Genomic DNA, 17,832 nt, shown 5'->3' with positions numbered 1-17,832 from the left:
GAATGCTATGTCTTATACAGAACATGAATTAGAAAAAGAACTCAAAGATAAAGAGTACGAGTACGGTTTTTACACCGATATTGAATCTGATACTTTTCCACCCGGCCTTAATGAAGATGTGGTGATAGGAATTTCTAAAAAGAAAGGTGAGCCAGGTTGGATGACGAAATGGCGATTAGAGGCTTTCAGACATTGGAAAACAATGGAAGAGCCTGATTGGGCAAACGTCGGTTACGAAAAACCAGATTACCAGGCTATTTCATATTATTCGGCACCTAATAACAAACCGAAATATGATAGTTTAGATGAGGTTGATCCTGAATTACTTGACACATTTAAGAAATTAGGTATTTCATTAGAAGAGCAAAAGAAATTAGCTGGTGTTGCTGTTGATGTTGTGATGGACTCAGTTTCTGTTGCGACAACATTTAAAAAGAATCTTCGTGAAAAAGGAATTATTTTCTGTTCAATTTCTGAAGCTATTTCAGAACATCCAGAACTTGTTAAGAAATATATAGGTTCGGTTGTTCCAACAACAGATAACTTTTTTGCAGCATTGAACTCAGCCGTTTTTAGTGATGGCTCATTCTGCTACATTCCAAAAGGTGTGAGATGCCCAATGGAGCTTTCTACATATTTTAGAATTAACCAAGCTGGAACAGGTCAGTTCGAAAGAACTTTAGTGATTGCTGAAGATTCAAGTTATGTCAGTTACCTTGAAGGTTGTACAGCGCCAATGCGTGATGAGAATCAATTGCACGCAGCAGTTGTAGAGCTTGTCGCACTTGATAATGCTGAAATTAAGTACAGTACAGTTCAAAACTGGTTCCCTGGTGATAAAGAAGGTAAAGGAGGTGTTTTTAACTTTGTGACAAAGCGAGGATTGTGTGAGAAAAATGCAAAAATTAGCTGGACACAAGTCGAAACTGGCTCTGCGGTTACATGGAAATATCCAAGCTGTATTTTAAAAGGTGATAATTCAGTAGGTGAGTTTTACTCAGTTGCTGTGACAAATAATTATCAACAAGCAGATACGGGAACGAAAATGATACATATTGGTAAAAACACCAAGAGTACAATTATCTCAAAAGGAATTTCTGCTGGTAATTCTCAAAACTCTTACAGAGGTTTAGTTCAGATGAATAAACGCGCAGAAAATGCACGTAACTTCTCAGAGTGTGACTCATTATTGATGGGGAATAAATGTGGAGCGCATACTTTCCCTTACATCGAGATGAAAAACAAAACTGGTCAAGTTGAGCACGAAGCCACGACAAGTAAAATTGGTGAAGATCAAATTTTCTACTGTAACCAAAGAGGAATCGATACTGAAAGTGCAATTGCACTGATCGTGAATGGATTCAGTAAAGAAGTACTAAACAAACTTCCTATGGAGTTTGCTGCTGAAGCTCAAAAACTATTGCAAATCTCATTAGAAGGTTCAGTTGGATAATTAATTAGTTATGATGAAAGGACTCAAAGTTATTATTGTTTTCGTTTTAATATCACTTGTTGCTTGTCAGAAAAGTGAAAAATCTGAAGTTTCTGAAACTGAAAAAACAATGAAAGAAGTTAAAAGTACGCGCATATATGAAGCAGGAAAATTGATTAAAGGTGAATTTATTTACCTAGATAATCTAGCTGTTTTAAAAGGAGACGACTTTATTTATGGTATAAAAATGAACGATAAAGCGAATGAGCTCGTCAAAAAAACTAACGAAGTTAAAAGAGATAGTTTTGATATGATTCCTGTGATTTTAACAGGTGAAATTACTAAATCAGAACAAAAAAATACGTGGGAGGAATGGCTGATCATCGAAGATATTGTTGAAGTCAAAGCACCACAAAAACAAAAAGTCAAATTAGAAACAAAGTAAATCATGCTTAAAATAAAAAACCTACATGCTAACGTTGAAGGTCAAGAAATATTAAACGGAATTGACCTTGAAATAAATGCTGGTGAAGTTCATGCGATTATGGGACCAAATGGTTCTGGTAAAAGTACATTAGCTTCTGTTATCGCTGGAAATGAAGATTTTGAAGTAACTGAAGGTGATATTATTTTTGAAAAATCAAATATATCAGAACTTTCTCCAGATGAAAGAGCACATAAAGGAATTTTTCTTTCATTCCAATATCCTGTCGAAATTCCAGGTGTATCGGTGACTAACTTTGTAAGAACATCAATTAATCAAGTTCGAAAAGCACAAGGCTTAGAAGCAATGCCAGCAAAAGATATGCTGAAAAAAATTAAAGAAAAATCTGAACTACTTCAAATTGATAGAAAATTCTTGTCGCGTTCATTAAATGAAGGTTTCTCAGGTGGAGAAAAGAAGCGTAACGAGATTTTCCAGATGGCAATGTTAGAACCAAAATTGGCCATTCTTGATGAAACAGATTCAGGTCTTGATATCGATGCTTTAAGAATTGTCTCTGACGGCGTCAATAATTTAAGAACAGATAAAAATGCAACATTGGTAATTACACACTACCAGCGTTTATTAGATTATATCGTTCCTGACTTTGTACACGTTTTACTTGATGGTAAGATTGTTAAATCTGGTGATAAGGAGCTTGCTAAGGTTCTTGAAGAACGCGGCTATGATTGGATTAAGGAAGAACAAACTGCACGTCTTTAATCACTCAAAAAGTAATAAAAATGACACTAAAAGATAAATTAATTTCATCTTATCTGCTTTTTGAAGAGAATGTCGATATGGAAAGTGATATCCATAAACACAGAGATGAAGCTATCAAGTTTTTTGAGGAAACTGGTTTTCCTACAAAAAAACAAGAAGATTGGAAATACACTTCTTTAAAACCTATTTTAAAACAAGACTATAACTTCTTCCCGAAAAAAGAAGATGCGCTTGATTATAAGGATGTTAAGAAGTATTTTATCCACGATATTGATACGTATACAATTGTTTTTGTCGATGGTATTTTTTCATCACAATTATCAAATACAACGCACGAGTTGATTGATGCTTGCTTGATGTCCTCTGCCTTAAATAAAGACAAATACAAGCCAGTTATTGATAAATATTTCAATAAAGCTGTCCCAGAAGATAGCATGGTTTCCTTAAATACAGCTTTTACAAGAGAAGGTGCTTACATCCGCATCCCTAAAAATGTAGCTGCTGAGAAGCCAATTCAAATCCTGAATTTTTCAACAGGAAATGAAGAAGCTTTGATGGTACAACCAAGAAACTTAATCGTTCTTGAAGAAGGATCTCAGGTCGAAATCATTGAGAGGCATCAAAGTTTAACTGAAAATCCAGTTTTAACCAATGTTGTTTCTGAAGTATTCGTTGAGAAAAATGCTAAACTCGACTACTATAAAATTCAAAACGATCACACTTCAGCTTCTTTAATTGATAATACTTTTGTGAAGCAAGATAGAGACAGTGTTGCTTCAGTGCATACATTCTCTTTTGGAGGTAAATTAACAAGAAATAATCTTAATTTTTACCAAGAAGGAGAAAATATCAACTCTATTTTAAAAGGTGTAACAATTATTGAAGGTAAGCAGCATGTTGACCATAACACATTGGTTCATCATCAACAGCCTAATTGTCAGAGTTATCAAGATTATAAAAGCATTTTTTCAGAGAAATCTGTTGGTGTTTTTAACGGAAAAGTACTCGTTGATAAAATTGCTCAAAAAACAGACGGTTTCCAGAGTAACAACAATATTTTGATTGACGATACAGCAACTTGTAACTCAAAACCACAGTTGGAGATTTTTGCTGACGATGTGAAATGTAGTCACGGATGTACAATTGGTCAATTAGATAAAGAAGCACTTTATTATTTACAAACTAGAGGAATCCCTCACAAAGAGGCACGTGCATTGCTGATGTTTGCTTTTGCAAACAATGTTTTAAGCAGCGTGAAAATTCCTGAAATTAAGAAAAGAATTACCAAACAAATCGCTTTAAAAATTGGTGTTGAATTAGGTTTCGACTCATAAATTTTAAGGTCATTATCATTGTTTGGGAGTTCATTAAATTTTAAAACAATGCAAGAGACTTCTAAACATACATTGGACATGAATAAAATTAGAGCGGATTTCCCAATTCTTCAACGTAAGATAAACGGGAAACCGCTCGTTTATTTTGATAATGCAGCAACCTCTCAAACGCCACAACAGGTCATTGATGCGATTGTTCATTATTATTCAGATTACAATGCCAATATTCATCGAGGTGTACATTCGTTATCCCAAATTGCAACAGACGCTTATGAGCAAGCGCGAGAAAAAATAAGATCACATTTCAATGCAGAACACGTTCATGAAATCATTTTTACAGCTGGTACAACTCATGCTATAAACTTGGTGGCTCATGGTTATTCTCAGCTTTTGAATGAGCAAGATGAGGTGATTGTTTCGGCGATGGAGCATCACTCTAATATTGTGCCTTGGCAGATGATGTGCGAAAAAACAGGAGCCAAGCTTAAAGTTATCCCGATGACAGAAAACGGTGAACTTGAGCTTGATACTTTTGACCAGTTACTCAATGACAATACGAAACTTGTCTTTGTTAATCACGTTTCAAACGCTTTAGGGACAATTAATCCTATTGAAGAAATCATTGAGAAAACACATGCTGTTGGTGCTAAAGTTTTGATAGATGGTGCACAAGCTGCTCCACATATTAAAGCAGATGTTCAGGCTTTAGATATTGACTACTATACAGTTTCAGCGCATAAAATGTGTGGTCCAACTGGTGTGGGTGTTTTATATGGAAAACAAGAACTTCTTGAAGCACTTCCGCCATATCAAGGTGGAGGAGAGATGATTGCTGAAGTTGATTTTGAGAAAACAACTTATGCAGGTTTACCACATAAATTTGAGGCAGGAACGCCAAATATTTCTGGCGGAATTGCCTTTGGTGTCGCTCTTGATTATATGAATAAGATTGGCTTTGATGCGATTGCAGATTATGAAATGGAGCTATTGGTTTATGCGACAAATCAATTGAATGAAGTTGGTGATGTCAGAATATACGGAACCGCTGTTGAACAAAAAACGGCTGTCATTTCATTTAACATTGAAGGTATTCATTCTTATGATATCGGAACGCTTTTAGATAAAATGGGTATCGCTGTAAGAACAGGTCATCACTGTGCTCAGCCAATTATGAAGTTTTATAAAATCCCAGGTACAGTTCGTGCTTCTTTCTCTTTTTACAATACTAAAGAAGAAATTGATGCCTTTATTGAAGCTGTCAAAAAAGCAAAATCAATGCTATTATGAGATTGATAAAAGCTGTTTTTTTATTTTGTTTATTAGGTTTAGCTGTTTCATGTCAGGTTGGGCAATCCGCTGCTAGTTCTAAGAAGCTAAAATCTGACGATTTTAAAATTGTAAAACTTGGTCAGAAGGATGTTTCAGAAGCAGATTTAGATCTGAGTATTTCTAGTAAAGATGCCAAAATATACGGTTTTGGAGGTTGTAATAATTATAGCTTTAATTATGCAATTACCGATGGTCGTATTGATTTAGGTCATGGTGTTTCAACAAAGAAATATTGCGCTAAACAAATGGAAAACGAAAACCTTCTCTTTCAATTAGCAGCAAAAATCTCGACTTTTCAACAAACAGAAAAAGAGATTATTTTTAAAAATGATAAAGGAGAAACTTTAATTAAAGCTCAAAAACAATAATATAGTGAGTGATATCAAAGAAATACAAGAAGAAATTGTTGACGAATTTAGCATGTTTGATGATTGGATGCAGCGTTATGAGTACATGATTGAACTCGGGAAATCGCTTCCAATAATCGATGAAAAATATAAAACAAAGGATAATATTATAAAAGGTTGTCAAAGTCAAGTGTGGGTAAGAGCAGATTTTGAAGAGGGTAAAGTTATTTTTACTGCTGATAGTGACGCGATTATTACAAAGGGAATTATTGCGATTTTGATTCGTGTTTTCTCCAACCAAACTCCGGAGGCAATTATGAATGCTGATACTGATTTTTTAGATGAAATCGGTTTAAAAGATCATTTATCGCCAACGCGCGCAAATGGATTGGTCAGTATGATTAAACAATTGAAAATGTATGCGATTGCGTACAGTAACCATTAAATGAAAAGTTATGTCAGATAAAGTTGATACTCAAGAATTAGGCGACGAGATTGTTCGTGTTTTAAAAACAATTTATGATCCAGAAATCCCAGTTGATATTTATGAACTTGGATTGATATATGACGTTTTTGTCAATGAAGATAGAGATGTAAAAATCTTAATGACTTTGACTTCGCCTAATTGCCCGGTGGCAGAATCAATGCCTCAGGAAGTAGGTGAGAAAGTAAAATCTCTTGATTCAGTAAATGATACACGTGTTGAATTGACCTTCGACCCACCGTGGTCACAAGATTTAATGAGTGAAGAAGCAAAGCTTGAACTAGGAATGCTTTAAGCTTTAGATAAAAATTATTTATGTCAGAAATTGTCAACCGAGTTGCACAAAGTCAATTAATCACATTTAATCTTGAAGATTATTATGTGCCAGGAACGCGCTCTCAAATAGACTTAAAGCAATGGCTGTATGAAGGTTTTGTATTGCGTGAGAAAGAATTTCGCCAAGCTTTAAAAGAGTTTGATTGGGAGCAGTACAAAGATGCTTATATTGCTTTGCATTGCTCATCAGATGCTATTGTGCCAACTTGGGCATATATGCTTGTTGCTACACATCTTAAGGCTTATGCTAAAAAAATTATTTACGGTGATTTAGAGGTTTTAGAAAGTATTCTGTATGCTGAAAAACTTCAAGATATTGATTTATCTGAATATCAAGATAAGCCAATTATTGTGAAAGGTTGTAGCGATAAACCAGTGCCACAAAACGCCTACTTATTAATTATTTCAAAGCTTCAAGAATATGCTAAAAGCATCATGTATGGTGAGGCTTGTTCTGCAGTTCCGCTTTATAAAAAGAAAAAATAAATCCTAAATATTAGTATGTCTATGAAGAAAATAAGTTTTCTTTTAAGTTTATTTCTGAGCCTTGGTCTATATGCGCAAGACTCAAACCCAACTCCAAAAGATTCAATCTGGAAAACAGGAGGAACCTTTTCACTACTTATTAATCAATCTGCTTTTAATGCGGAATGGCAAGGTGGCGGAACCTCAAATTACTCAGGTAATATTGTGATTAATTATGATATTAATTACGAGAAAGATCAGTATAGTTGGGATACAAAAATTCTTGCCGACTATGGTATTACGAAAACAAAAGAGCAGGATTTTTATAGAAAAACAAGTGATAGATTTGAAATTAATTCAATTGTAGGACGTCAATTTCAAGATACAAACTGGTTTGCTTCAGCTTTGCTCAACTTCAAAACACAGTTTGATAAAGGTTATGAATTTGATGAAGATCCAAACACCGGTGAAGAAATCAGAGAGAAAGAAACGCAATTTATGTCACCTGCTTATACGCAAATAGCTTTAGGTGCTTTATGGAAAAAAAGCAATAACCTTAAAGTTAATATCTCACCATTATCAGGGCGTATGATTTCTGCCGATAAAGAGTTTACAACAACGCCTGGTTATGAAGATGGCGATTTTTTTGGATTGGATGAAGGTGAAACAACACGCTTTGAGTTTGGAGCTTCGGTTAATGCTTATGCTAAGTTTAATATCATGGAGAATATCAGCGTGGAGAATATTTTAGCATTGTATTCAAACTATTTAGAAGATCCACAAAATGTTGATCTTGATTATACCATGAATTTAGTTTTAAAAGTCAATAAGTACATTTCAACAAACCTGACTTTTCAAGCGATTTATGATGATAATGCTGCTAAAGGTTTTCAAGTAAGAGAAGTTTTAGGTGTTGGTGTCAATTTTGAACTTTAAGCAATTAATATTATTTCATAAAAAAGGCAGATTCGCTGTAAAGTGAATCTGCCTTTTTTTTGTTAGTAAAGAATTTAGTAATTAGTTTTTATTTAAAACCTTCTTAGCTTCTTCTAGACTTTCATTGATGTTTTTCTGCATCTTGATGGCTTTTTCTCTAAACTTGATAGCTAAATTTGTTTTAAGTTCAATTGTATCAGCATTGTCAGTTTGCAAGCCTTCTCTGATTTCTTTTGTGCTAAAACCTTGACTAAAATCTTTCATCCAGGTCATCATCTCGCCATGAGCGTTTTTTAATTTTTCCTTAGATGCATTAACCGTTGTACTATCTATTCCTGTAAGCGTATCAAGGTTTCTGATTTTTTTGTTGATATCACTCATTTTGGGCATTACATCATCATGAATTTCAATGGCTTTATCAATTTCCTTTTTAAAATCAGATTCAATTTTTGTTTTCTGCTCCTCGTTACAAGCTATAGCGATTATCGCTAAACCGACAAGAAACAAAGTTTTAAGAGTTTTCATTATTTAAGATTTATATATATTCAAATTGTTTACCAGGCAAAGGTCTAATTAATCCTTTAAGTTCCAAATTTAATAAAATACTTGCTGTTTTTGAAGTTGAATACTGGCAGTTAATGGCTATTTCATCAAGTTCAGCCTTTCTTTTTTTCTCAAGAATTTTAAGGCAAGTTTCTTCATCATCTGTTAATTCAACGAAGAGTTGTGTTTGTTTATTCTTTTTCTCTTCTGCAATATCCCAGTTGAGATGATAAATAATGTCAGCAGGATCGGTGAGTAAATGAGCCATCTGTCTTTTAATCAAAGAATTACAGCCTTTGCTATATTGATCTGTAGGCCTACCAGGAACAGCAAATACTTCTCGATTGTATGAGTTTGCAATATGCGCCGTAACCAAAGAACCTCCTTTTTCTGCGCTTTCAATAACAATTGTTGCCTGACTTATTCCCGCGATGATTCGGTTTCGAGATAAAAAGTTGTTACGATTAAATTCTTGATAACTACAAAAATCTGTCATGAAGCCACCGTTATTTTCAACATCTTTCATGTATTTCTTATGAACTTTCGGGTAGATTTGATCGAGTCCGTGTGCCAAGCATGCAATGTTTTGTAAATTGTTTTTTATCGCAGCTTTATGAGCTGTAATGTCTGCACCATAAGCGAAGCCAGAAACAATAACTGGATTGAGTGGAGCGATGTTTTCAATCAATTTTTCACAAAACTCAATACCACTTGTTGTTATCTTTCTGGTTCCAACAATACTGATAATTTTTTTATTTTGTAAATCAATATTACCTCTTGAAAATAATACAATTGGAGAATCAATACATTGTTTTAAATAATGCGGATAGTTCTTATCTTTATAGTAAGTGTAATCAATTTTATGTTCTTCAATAAACTTGATCTCTTCCTCCGCTTTGATCAAGTAGGCAGGATCTTTAAACGCTTTCAGCTTAACTTCACCTATACCAGTTAAGTTTTTTAAATCTTTTTTTGATTCATTAAAAATGGCTTTTGCAGAACCAAAATGCTGTATGAGCTTTTTAGCTGTTGTGTCTCCAACAGAAGGAATGAGTTTGAGTGCAATCGCATGTTGAAGTTCGTCTAGTGTCATTTTTAAAAGAGGATCTTTCTCTTGGATTTATAAATTACTCTGTTTTTTCTTCATCAATCTCTACGTCAATTTCTTCTTCATCTTTAGTCACTTCTTTAGATTCTTCTTGCTTAAATTCTTTACCCAGATAAACCAGAACTGATCCTTGATCTATCTCGATATCCACACTGTTTGAGTTGATAATGTTAAGCTTACCATCTTCATTTTTAATAAATAAAGGAATAATATCAGAATCAACTTTACTTATTTCAACCAAGCCTCTGTAGTGCTCTTCAGAATTTAAATCAATTTCATTAATCTTAGGGAATCTTCTTGACAAGTTTACAAGTTTGATGTAATCATCAGTGTGAGAGAATAAGCCTTCCTCTGGATTTTGTTCAGGATCCTCCATTTCCTCGGAAGAAATAACACGGTAAGTTCCGTGTTCGCCAAAAGTTTTCGCAAAATTTTCAATTGCTTTTTTATTAACAGAAGTGTTTCCTGTTAATGCCATCATATAACCCACGTCACTAAGCTCGATATTATCGATTAAATCATCAGAGTAAATATTAGCATGAATTGCATCAATTCCTTTTTGTTTAGCTTTCTCAATATTGCTCTTGTTGTTGTCAACAATAACAACGTGACGTTTATTATCTTTTAAATATTGAGCAATTAATCTTGAAAAAGATGATGAGCCAACGATCAAAATACCTTGTGCATCTGTTAAAAATACACCAAATAACTTAGCAATTGGCCTTGCAGTTGTTGCGTTTAAAAGTACTGTTCCTAAAACTATTGTAAAGACCAAAGGCGTAATTAATTCAGCATTAGGAATATTTTGATTCATCAGTTTTAAGCCAAATAAAGAGGCAATACCAGCAGCAACAATACCACGAGGGCCCACCCAACTGATAAAGAGTTTTTCATTAAACTCTAAGGTTGAGTTGATACTACTGAGGAATACGCCAAGCGGCCTGACAATAAAAACGACCACCACAAATAATATCAATGTTTCCCAATTGTAAACCAGCAATAAGTCTTCATAATTGATATTCGCTGCAAGTAAAATGAACAAGATTGAGATCAGCAAAACACTAAGAGATTCCTTAAAATAAAGCAATTCTTTAAGGTTAGGAAGGTTTGTATGTCCCATGATAATTCCCATCACAACAACGGCTAAAAGTCCGCTTTCATGAGCAAATTGATCGGCAAGTACAAAAACACCTAGAACTGTAGCAAGCGTAAAAACGTTTAGTAAATAATGAGGAATTACCTTCTTTTTAACTGCAAAACTCAAAGCATGGGCAAAAGTAAATCCAAATGTAAATCCGAATAAAACAATTTTTCCAAATTCAATTAAAGCAGTTGTAGTATAAGCTTCACCTTTTCCTGCCATAATAAATTCAAAAACCAAAACAGCAACCAAAGCGCCAATCGGGTCAATAAGAATTCCTTCCCATTTAAGGATGGAAGAAACATCTTTTTTAAGTGGGATATTTCTAAGAATTGGAGAGATAACTGTTGGTCCAGTCACAATAATTAAGGCGGAGAAAAGTAAAGAGATCTGCCAACTTAGTCCTAAAATAAAATGTGCAGCTATACCAGCTCCTGCGAAGGTTATTGCAACAGCAATAGTTATTAATTTAACAATAACAGGACCGACATTTAAAATTTCGCTTCGTCTCAAGGTCAGGCCACCTTCAAAAAGAATAATAGCAATAGCTAATGAAACAAAATAATATAAACTTTCACCAGGGAACAAACCAGATTCACCATTCCAAATAGGCTCGATGAGTTTCGTATTGTCAGGAGTAAAAAGTGTTGCCACAGGACCAACTATTAGCCCGATGAGGATTAAAGGTAAAATTGCAGGAATTTTTAAACGCCACGCAAACCACTGAGCAAGAATTCCTAAAATAATAATACCAGCTAACTCAACCATAAATAATTTTTGTTGTTAAAAATAGCATAATTCAAAAAATATGAAAGCCTAAATTAAGACAGATTTAGTATTTTGGCAATAAAAGCTTCATAATATGATATTACACCCTATTGAGACAGGGAATTTTAAGCTAGATGGAGGTGCAATGTTTGGCGTTGTTCCTAAATCACTTTGGCAAAGAACAAACCCTGCTGACTCAAATAATATGATTGATATTGCCGCAACTAGTCTTCTCATTGAAGATGGAGACAGACTAATTTTAATCGACACTGGGTTAGGCAATAAGCAAAGCGAAAAATTCTTTAGTTATTACTACCGTTGGGGTGATCATAGCCTTGAAAATTCATTGAAAGCAAAAGGTTTTCATCCAGATGATATCACAGATGTTTTCTTGACACACTTACATTTTGACCATTGCGGCGGAAGTGTTCAGTGGAATAAAGATAAAACTGGTTACGAACTTGCATTTAAAAATGCTAAATTTTGGACGAATCGTGAACATTGGGATTGGGCAATAAATCCAAACGATAGAGAGAAGGCGTCTTTTTTGAAGGAAAATCTTTTACCGATTCAAGAATCTGGTCAACTTAATTTCCTTGAGCGTACATCTCAACGTCATTTTTATCAAGAACTAGGATTTGAGGTTATTTTTGTTGATGGTCACACCGATAAACAAATGATACCTATCATAAGTTATAAAGGCAAAAAATTAGTTTTTGCAGCTGATCTGCTACCAACTGCAGGTCATGTGCCTTTGCCTTTTGTGATGGGTTACGATACCCGACCGCTTTTAACCTTAAAAGAAAAGAAAGCTTTTTTGGATGAAGCTGTAAATCAAAACTATTACTTATTTTTGGAGCATGATGCACATAATGAAATAATCACCTTAAAAGATACCGAAAAAGGTGCAAGACATCATGAAACATTTACATTTAACGAACTGTTTAATTAAACACATATTTATCTAATGAAATTTAATTCTTTAAAAAAAGTCACAGGCCTTGTTTTTGCCTCAGGACTTATGATTAGCTGTGCAAGTGGTCCTAAAATTGATGCTACACCGCTAACAAACGATTTTAGCGATGTCAAGAAATCTTCACTCTCTGAAGATGCTAGAAAATCTTGGGCCCACATGGACTTGGTCAAAGACACTGTCCCTGGGATGAGTACACAGCGTGCTTATGATGAACTGATCAAAGATTACGAAGGAAAAGAAGTTATTGTTGCTATTGTTGATAGCGGAATTGATATTGAGCACGAAGATTTAAAAGATGTTGTTTGGGTTAATCCTAAAGAAGTTGCTAATAATAATGTTGACGATGACAACAACGGATATGTTGACGATGTTCATGGCTGGAACTTTTTAGGAGATATCATCGAAGAAAATCTTGAAATGACGCGTATTGTTAGAGATTATCAAGGTCAGTTTGAAGGGAAAACTTTGGCTGATGTTTCTGCTGAAGATAAAGAAAAGTTTGTCATGTACAAGGCTGCAAAAGCTGAGCTTGATAAAGAAATGCAAGAAACACAGGCAAATCTTGGCTATTACAATAGCCTAATTAAACAGTTAACAACTGCTCAGAAAAATTTGACAGACTCATTAAAAGGAGAAGATTTAACTTTGGAGAATCTTAAAAACATGCAGTCTGATGATGAGAAAATCAATCAACAGAAAATGTTTTTGATGAACATTATGTCTAATGTTGGTGAAGATTTAGAAAAAGCCAAAAAACAATTACAAGGTGGTATCGATTATTATGGAAATAGAGTTGATTCTCACTTTAACATTGATTTAAATGCACGTGCAGAAAAGTTAGGTGATGATGAAAATGATTTTACTGTTTCTGTTTATGGAAACAATCAAGTTGCAGGTCCAGACCCTAAGAAAGAAGATGCTAAGCACGGAACTCACGTTGCTGGTATTGTTGCTGCAAAGAGAAATAACGACATCGGGATGGATGGTGTTGCAGAGAAAGTAAGAATTATGGCTGTTAGAGCTGTTCCGGACGGTGATGAGTATGATAAAGACATTGCAATAGGTATTCGTTATGCAGTTGATAATGGTGCAAAAGTTATTAATACTTCATTTGGAAAATACCATTCGCCACACCCAGATAAAGTTAACGAAGCTATCGCTTATGCTGCAAAGCATGACGTTTTAATTGTTAATGCTGCTGGAAATGAAGGGATTGATCTTGATGAAAAACGTGTTTATCCTAACGATCAATGGCCAGAAAATGAGAATGAAATCGTTTCTAACTTTATCAATGTTGGTTCAATTACGCCAAGTTACGGTAAAAATTTAGTATCAGGATTTTCAAATTACGGACGTAAAAGTGTAGATGTATTTTCTCCAGGTTCAGCGATTTATGCAACTACACCTTTAGATAAATACGAGTTTTTACAAGGGACATCAATGGCTTCGCCTAATGTTGCAGGTGTTGCAGCTGTTCTTCGTTCTCTTTTTCCAAAATTATCTGCAGAACAAGTTAAAGATGCTATCGTTAATAGTGGTTTAACAACTGATATGGAAGTTATCGTTGGAGGAGATGCTGAAGATATGCGACCATTTAATACTCTTTCTAAATCAGGAAAGATGGTAAACTTATACAACGCGATTATTTACGCATCAAAACTTTAATTTATGTTACGTTATTTTTTTAGTTTAAATCTTTTCATTTTTTCACTTGTTGCTTTTGCACAAAACAATACCTCATATTGGCAACAACATGTTGAATACACAATGAATATTGATTTTGATGTTAAAAAATATCAATACGACGGTGAGCAAGAATTAGTTTATACAAACAATTCTCCAGATACACTTTATAAAGCTTATTATCATTTATATTTTAATGCTTTTCAACCAGGAAGTGAAATGGATGTCAGATCAAGGTCAATTAAAGATCCTGATAGAAGGGTGACAGATAGAATTTCTAAACTTTCAGAAGATGAAATCGGTTTTATCAAGGTTAAAAGTTTAATGCAAGACGGTGAGAATGCTTCTTATCAAGTCAAAGGAACTGTGCTAGAAGTTCGTTTAGCAAATCCGATTCTGCCAGGCAATAGTACAACTTTTGATATGAAATTTGAAGGTCAAGTCCCTGTGCAAATCAGAAGATCTGGTCGTAATTCAGCTGAAGGAGTCGCTTTGTCAATGACGCAGTGGTATCCGAAATTAGCTGAATATGATTTTGAAGGTTGGCATGCTGATCCATACATCGGTCGTGAATTTCACGGTGTCTGGGGAAATTTTGATGTGAAAATTAAAATTGATAAAGACTATATTTTAGGAGGAACAGGTTATTTGCAAAACCCTAATGAAATCGGTTATGGCTATGAAGAAGAAGGTGTAAAAGTGAAAAGAAAAGGTCGTAAACTCACATGGCATTTTGTAGCGCCAGGCGTTCATGATTTTACTTGGGCTGCTGATCCAGAGTATATCCATGACAAGCGTACGGCTTATGATGGCACAACGCTTCACTTCTTGTACAAAGACAACCCAGATATTAAAGAAAACTGGGTGAATTTACAGGATAAAACTGAAGGACTCCTAAAGTATTTCAACAAGCATATTGGTCAATATCCTTACAAGCAATATTCAGTAATTCAAGGTGGTGATGGAGGTATGGAGTATGCGATGAGTACTTTAATTACTGGTGAAAGAAGTTTTGGGAGTTTAGTTGGCGTAACAGCTCATGAATTAGCTCACGCTTGGTTTCAGCATTTGCTGGCAACGAACGAGTTACGACATGAATGGATGGACGAAGGATTTACGTCTTATATGTCAACATTAGCTGAAAATGCTGTTTTTGAGAAAGATCCTGATTTCCCACATAAAAATTCTTATAACTCTTACATTGGCCTAGCTAATTCAGGCTTTGAGCATCCACAGACAACACATGCTGATCGATACAAGTATAATGCGGCTTATGGCGCTTCTGCTTATTCGAAAGGTGCTGTTTTCTTATCTCAATTAGGCTACTTAATCGGTGAAGATAATTTGCAAAAAACAATTCATCGTTATTATGACGAGTGGAAATTTAAGCATCCAACACCTAATGATTTTATCAGAATAGCTGAAAAAGTAAGTGATGCTGAACTGTCATGGTACCTTAATGATTGGACACGTACAACGAATCAGATTGATTATGCAATCACATCTGTACAAAATGATGTCACTCAAAATACAATAATCGTTAATCTAGAGCGTAAAGGCTTAATGCCGATGCCACTTGAAGTTGAGGTGACTTACGAAGACGGATCTACTCAAATGATTTATATTCCTTTGAGAATGATGCGCTGGACAAAACCAAACCAAGATGTTGTAGAAGACGATTGGCCTTGGGCTTTTCCAACTTATAAGCTTGAGTTACCTGTGACTAATTTTGCAATTACTAAAATTGAAATTGATCCAAGTCAACTTATGGCTGATATTGATCGTACAAATAATGTGAAAGTATTGAAGTAATATTTCTTTGATTTATAAATCTTAAAGCCATCAAATTTTAGAAACTTGATGGCTTTTTTAATTTGCATTATCTCCTAAACACTCATGATTTCATGAGTTTCTAAAAGCTTTTCTTGCCTCAGTCTTAAGATGATTTGGACAATGGCCAGAACATCTTTTTCGCAATAAGTGACAATTCTGTTGACGTCTTTTTCTTTGTAATAAACATCTTTCACTTGGCTACCATCGATATCATCTTTTGGCGAAGGGACTTTTAAAATAGCTGTTAATAATTTGAGAGAAGTGTAATGTTTATAATCGCCAAATTTCCAGAGTTCTAAAGTATCTAGATAAGGGATTTCCCAAGGTTTCTTTCCAAATAAATTGAGCTTTTTAGGAAGTTTGATTCCATTAATCAGCATACGTCTTGCGATGTAGGGAAAATCAAATTCCTTTCCATTATGTGCGCAAAGCAAATGTTGATTTTGATTAAAATGTGTATTTAAAAGTGATTTAAATTCTAACAGAAGTTCTTTTTCTTCACCTGAAAAACTTTTCATTCTAAACTGTCTTTCACTTTCTTTGGTTACGAGAAAGCCAACTGAAATACAAACGATTTTCCCAAACTCAGCCCAGATACCGGCATTTTCATAAAAGTTTTCAGCGGTTTCTTCTTTTCTTTTATAAGCTGTTTTTGTGTCAAAAAGTTCTTGCATTGTAGGGTCAAGTTCTTGAAAATCTTCATATTCAGGAACTGTTTCAATGTCTAAAAAAAGAATATTGTCAAGGTGAAGTTTATCTAACATAATTATTGGTTTTTCAGCATTTGGTAGGCTTCATCGATATAGATATAAAAATCTTTAGGAAATTCATTCACTTTTTCTTGGTCTCTTTTATGTCCTAGTCTTACAATCACTAAATCATCTTCAGGAATGCTGATGACGTATTGACCTAAAATACCACGCATACTAAAAATGTGTTTGTCTTTATAATCGCTGATCCAAAAGCCATAGCCGTAAGGACTGTCTTTGAAGCGTGCTTTTGTCGCTTTTTCAACAAATTTAGGTTTGATAATTTGCTCTCCGTTCCATTGTCCGTTTTGTGAAAAAAGTTGTCCGATTTTCGCGAAATCTCGTGCGTTTGAAGCGATGCAACAATATGTTTTCTCCATGCCATTATCAATTCCATCAAGCTGCCAATAAGCTGTATCTCTCATGCCTAAAGGTTTCCAAATACTTTTGCTGAGGTATTCTGAAAGGCTTTTACCAACTGCTTTTGTGATAGTCATCCCGAGAAGTTGCGTGTTTCCGCTGAGGTACTTAAAACTTTCACCAGGTTTTTCATCAATAGCTAAACTTTCAATAAGCTCAGAAATATTATCATCATAATAAGCTTTCGCTGTCATTGAGAATGGACTGTAATAATGTTCTTCCCAATTTAAACCAGATGCCATCGAGGCTAAATCGCCAACTGTGGTTTGATCGGCAAACTCACCTTTAAAATCTGGATAGAAATCAGTGATGGGTTGATCTAAGCTTTTAATAAACCCATCTTGAATGGCTTTAAAAAGTAAAACACTCGTCAAACTTTTTGCCATTGAAAAGGAGTTTGTTTTAGAATCTTTTGAATAATTATCAGCATAATTTTCGTAAACAATTTCACCGTTTTTAATAATCATGTAAGCGATAGTCCCATATTCTTCATTAGTGTCTTGTAAACGGCTTGTCGGTTTGATGTTTGATTCTTTTTCTTTCCAAGGCTGAACGGTTTTGTTTTCAATCGTCCGGTTATCGAAATAAGGATAATCATCAATAAAAGCAGTTTTATGGCCAGTGAAATAAACGACACGAATACCCTTTAAAATATAGGTTGCATCGAATATGTAGAGAAGGACAAAGATTAAAAGTAGTAGACCAATAACCCATTTCAGGACTTGACGAATGACTTTCATG

General features: G+C 34.5%; 18 protein-coding genes. 13 read left to right on the top strand and 5 right to left on the bottom strand.

Going from position 1 to position 17,832, the window contains the following annotated elements:
* Nucleotides 1-7 precede the first annotated feature (7 nt).
* The 10 genes from sufB to BLV84_RS01805 are packed head-to-tail and all read left to right on the top strand — an operon-like array spanning nucleotide 8 to nucleotide 7,870.
* Nucleotides 8-1,453 carry a Fe-S cluster assembly protein SufB gene (gene sufB / locus BLV84_RS01850; RefSeq protein ID WP_093238623.1) on the top strand — a complete coding sequence of 482 codons (1,446 nt, stop codon included), beginning with the start codon at nucleotides 8-10 and terminating at the stop codon, nucleotides 1,451-1,453.
* Between the two features lie 13 nt (nucleotides 1,454-1,466).
* Complete coding sequence (locus BLV84_RS01845) at nucleotides 1,467-1,877, top strand: hypothetical protein (protein WP_093238620.1); 411 nt, start codon at nucleotides 1,467-1,469, stop codon at nucleotides 1,875-1,877.
* 3 nt (nucleotides 1,878-1,880) lie between these two features.
* On the top strand, nucleotides 1,881-2,639 hold the full coding sequence (gene sufC, locus BLV84_RS01840; RefSeq protein ID WP_093238617.1) for a Fe-S cluster assembly ATPase SufC: 759 nt from the start codon (nucleotides 1,881-1,883) through the stop codon (nucleotides 2,637-2,639).
* A 20-nt stretch (nucleotides 2,640-2,659) separates the two neighbouring features.
* Entirely contained in the window at nucleotides 2,660-3,973 is a 1,314-nt protein-coding gene (sufD, locus tag BLV84_RS01835; protein WP_093238614.1) for a Fe-S cluster assembly protein SufD, read from the top strand.
* Nucleotides 3,974-4,021: 48 nt separating this feature from the next.
* Entirely contained in the window at nucleotides 4,022-5,260 is a 1,239-nt protein-coding gene (locus tag BLV84_RS01830) for an aminotransferase class V-fold PLP-dependent enzyme (protein WP_093238611.1), read from the top strand.
* A complete protein-coding gene (locus BLV84_RS01825) occupies nucleotides 5,257-5,670 on the top strand; it encodes an META domain-containing protein (protein ID WP_093238608.1) in 414 nt (137 codons plus the stop codon). Before BLV84_RS01830 ends, BLV84_RS01825 begins: the two co-directional genes overlap by 4 nt.
* 52 nt (nucleotides 5,671-5,722) lie before the next feature.
* Nucleotides 5,723-6,094, top strand: a complete 372-nt coding sequence (locus BLV84_RS01820; RefSeq protein WP_093238805.1) for a SufE family protein — start codon at nucleotides 5,723-5,725, stop codon at nucleotides 6,092-6,094.
* 10 nt (nucleotides 6,095-6,104) lie between these two features.
* Nucleotides 6,105-6,428: an SUF system Fe-S cluster assembly protein gene (locus BLV84_RS01815; RefSeq protein ID WP_093238605.1), complete on the top strand. Its 324-nt coding sequence runs from the start codon at nucleotides 6,105-6,107 to the stop codon at nucleotides 6,426-6,428.
* Between the two features lie 20 nt (nucleotides 6,429-6,448).
* Entirely contained in the window at nucleotides 6,449-6,955 is a 507-nt protein-coding gene (locus tag BLV84_RS01810; RefSeq protein WP_093238602.1) for a DUF2480 family protein, read from the top strand.
* Nucleotides 6,956-6,976: 21 nt separating this feature from the next.
* On the top strand, nucleotides 6,977-7,870 hold the full coding sequence (locus BLV84_RS01805; RefSeq protein ID WP_093238802.1) for a DUF3078 domain-containing protein: 894 nt from the start codon (nucleotides 6,977-6,979) through the stop codon (nucleotides 7,868-7,870).
* Nucleotides 7,871-7,951: 81 nt separating this feature from the next.
* On the opposite strand, the gene BLV84_RS01800 is transcribed toward BLV84_RS01805, so the two are convergent.
* From BLV84_RS01800 to BLV84_RS01790, 3 genes are read right to left on the bottom strand one after another with little or no spacing between them, the layout of a single operon-like run.
* Entirely contained in the window at nucleotides 7,952-8,395 is a 444-nt protein-coding gene (locus tag BLV84_RS01800) for a hypothetical protein (RefSeq protein ID WP_093238599.1), read from the bottom strand.
* Between the two features lie 10 nt (nucleotides 8,396-8,405).
* Nucleotides 8,406-9,506: a DNA-processing protein DprA gene (gene dprA, locus BLV84_RS01795; protein ID WP_093238596.1), complete on the bottom strand. Its 1,101-nt coding sequence runs from the start codon at nucleotides 9,504-9,506 to the stop codon at nucleotides 8,406-8,408.
* A gap of 34 nt (nucleotides 9,507-9,540) precedes the next feature.
* Nucleotides 9,541-11,430: a cation:proton antiporter gene (locus BLV84_RS01790; protein ID WP_093238593.1), complete on the bottom strand. Its 1,890-nt coding sequence runs from the start codon at nucleotides 11,428-11,430 to the stop codon at nucleotides 9,541-9,543.
* A 94-nt stretch (nucleotides 11,431-11,524) separates the two neighbouring features.
* On the opposite strand from BLV84_RS01790, the gene BLV84_RS01785 reads away from it, so the two are divergent.
* Genes BLV84_RS01785 through BLV84_RS01775 form a run of 3 tightly spaced genes read left to right on the top strand, consistent with a single transcriptional unit; the run spans nucleotide 11,525 to nucleotide 15,901 of the window.
* Nucleotides 11,525-12,382, top strand: coding sequence for an MBL fold metallo-hydrolase (locus BLV84_RS01785; protein ID WP_093238590.1), 858 nt, complete (start codon nucleotides 11,525-11,527; stop codon nucleotides 12,380-12,382).
* Between the two features lie 15 nt (nucleotides 12,383-12,397).
* Nucleotides 12,398-14,071, top strand: coding sequence for a S8 family serine peptidase (locus BLV84_RS01780; RefSeq protein ID WP_093238587.1), 1,674 nt, complete (start codon nucleotides 12,398-12,400; stop codon nucleotides 14,069-14,071).
* 3 nt (nucleotides 14,072-14,074) lie between these two features.
* Nucleotides 14,075-15,901: a M1 family metallopeptidase gene (locus BLV84_RS01775; RefSeq protein WP_093238584.1), complete on the top strand. Its 1,827-nt coding sequence runs from the start codon at nucleotides 14,075-14,077 to the stop codon at nucleotides 15,899-15,901.
* Between the two features lie 74 nt (nucleotides 15,902-15,975).
* Here the strand turns inward: BLV84_RS01775 and BLV84_RS01770 are convergent, their stop codons facing one another.
* On the bottom strand, nucleotides 15,976-16,686 hold the full coding sequence (locus tag BLV84_RS01770) for a 3'-5' exonuclease (protein ID WP_093238581.1): 711 nt from the start codon (nucleotides 16,684-16,686) through the stop codon (nucleotides 15,976-15,978).
* A gap of 2 nt (nucleotides 16,687-16,688) precedes the next feature.
* Complete coding sequence (locus tag BLV84_RS01765) at nucleotides 16,689-17,831, bottom strand: serine hydrolase domain-containing protein (protein WP_093238577.1); 1,143 nt, start codon at nucleotides 17,829-17,831, stop codon at nucleotides 16,689-16,691.
* Nucleotide 17,832 lies beyond the last annotated feature (1 nt).

The organism is Psychroflexus halocasei (genome assembly GCF_900107595.1).
Lineage (GTDB): Bacteria > Bacteroidota > Bacteroidia > Flavobacteriales > Flavobacteriaceae > Psychroflexus > Psychroflexus halocasei.
Note: the sequence above shows the minus strand (reverse complement) of the source record. Positions and strands in the feature narration are given on the sequence as shown.

Coding starts and splice junctions, on each gene's coding strand:
- BLV84_RS01810 (WP_093238602.1), top strand. CDS start 6,449: ATGTCAGAAATTGTCAACCGAGTTGCACAAAGTCAATTAATCACATTT.
- BLV84_RS01815 (WP_093238605.1), top strand. CDS start 6,105: ATGTCAGATAAAGTTGATACTCAAGAATTAGGCGACGAGATTGTTCGT.
- BLV84_RS01825 (WP_093238608.1), top strand. CDS start 5,257: ATGAGATTGATAAAAGCTGTTTTTTTATTTTGTTTATTAGGTTTAGCT.
- BLV84_RS01800 (WP_093238599.1), bottom strand. CDS start 8,395: ATGAAAACTCTTAAAACTTTGTTTCTTGTCGGTTTAGCGATAATCGCT.
- BLV84_RS01780 (WP_093238587.1), top strand. CDS start 12,398: ATGAAATTTAATTCTTTAAAAAAAGTCACAGGCCTTGTTTTTGCCTCA.
- BLV84_RS01785 (WP_093238590.1), top strand. CDS start 11,525: ATGATATTACACCCTATTGAGACAGGGAATTTTAAGCTAGATGGAGGT.
- sufB (WP_093238623.1), top strand. CDS start 8: ATGTCTTATACAGAACATGAATTAGAAAAAGAACTCAAAGATAAAGAG.
- sufC (WP_093238617.1), top strand. CDS start 1,881: ATGCTTAAAATAAAAAACCTACATGCTAACGTTGAAGGTCAAGAAATA.
- BLV84_RS01845 (WP_093238620.1), top strand. CDS start 1,467: ATGAAAGGACTCAAAGTTATTATTGTTTTCGTTTTAATATCACTTGTT.
- BLV84_RS01820 (WP_093238805.1), top strand. CDS start 5,723: ATGTTTGATGATTGGATGCAGCGTTATGAGTACATGATTGAACTCGGG.
- BLV84_RS01805 (WP_093238802.1), top strand. CDS start 6,977: ATGAAGAAAATAAGTTTTCTTTTAAGTTTATTTCTGAGCCTTGGTCTA.
- sufD (WP_093238614.1), top strand. CDS start 2,660: ATGACACTAAAAGATAAATTAATTTCATCTTATCTGCTTTTTGAAGAG.
- BLV84_RS01765 (WP_093238577.1), bottom strand. CDS start 17,831: ATGAAAGTCATTCGTCAAGTCCTGAAATGGGTTATTGGTCTACTACTT.
- BLV84_RS01790 (WP_093238593.1), bottom strand. CDS start 11,430: ATGGTTGAGTTAGCTGGTATTATTATTTTAGGAATTCTTGCTCAGTGG.
- BLV84_RS01830 (WP_093238611.1), top strand. CDS start 4,022: ATGCAAGAGACTTCTAAACATACATTGGACATGAATAAAATTAGAGCG.
- BLV84_RS01775 (WP_093238584.1), top strand. CDS start 14,075: ATGTTACGTTATTTTTTTAGTTTAAATCTTTTCATTTTTTCACTTGTT.
- dprA (WP_093238596.1), bottom strand. CDS start 9,506: ATGACACTAGACGAACTTCAACATGCGATTGCACTCAAACTCATTCCT.
- BLV84_RS01770 (WP_093238581.1), bottom strand. CDS start 16,686: ATGTTAGATAAACTTCACCTTGACAATATTCTTTTTTTAGACATTGAA.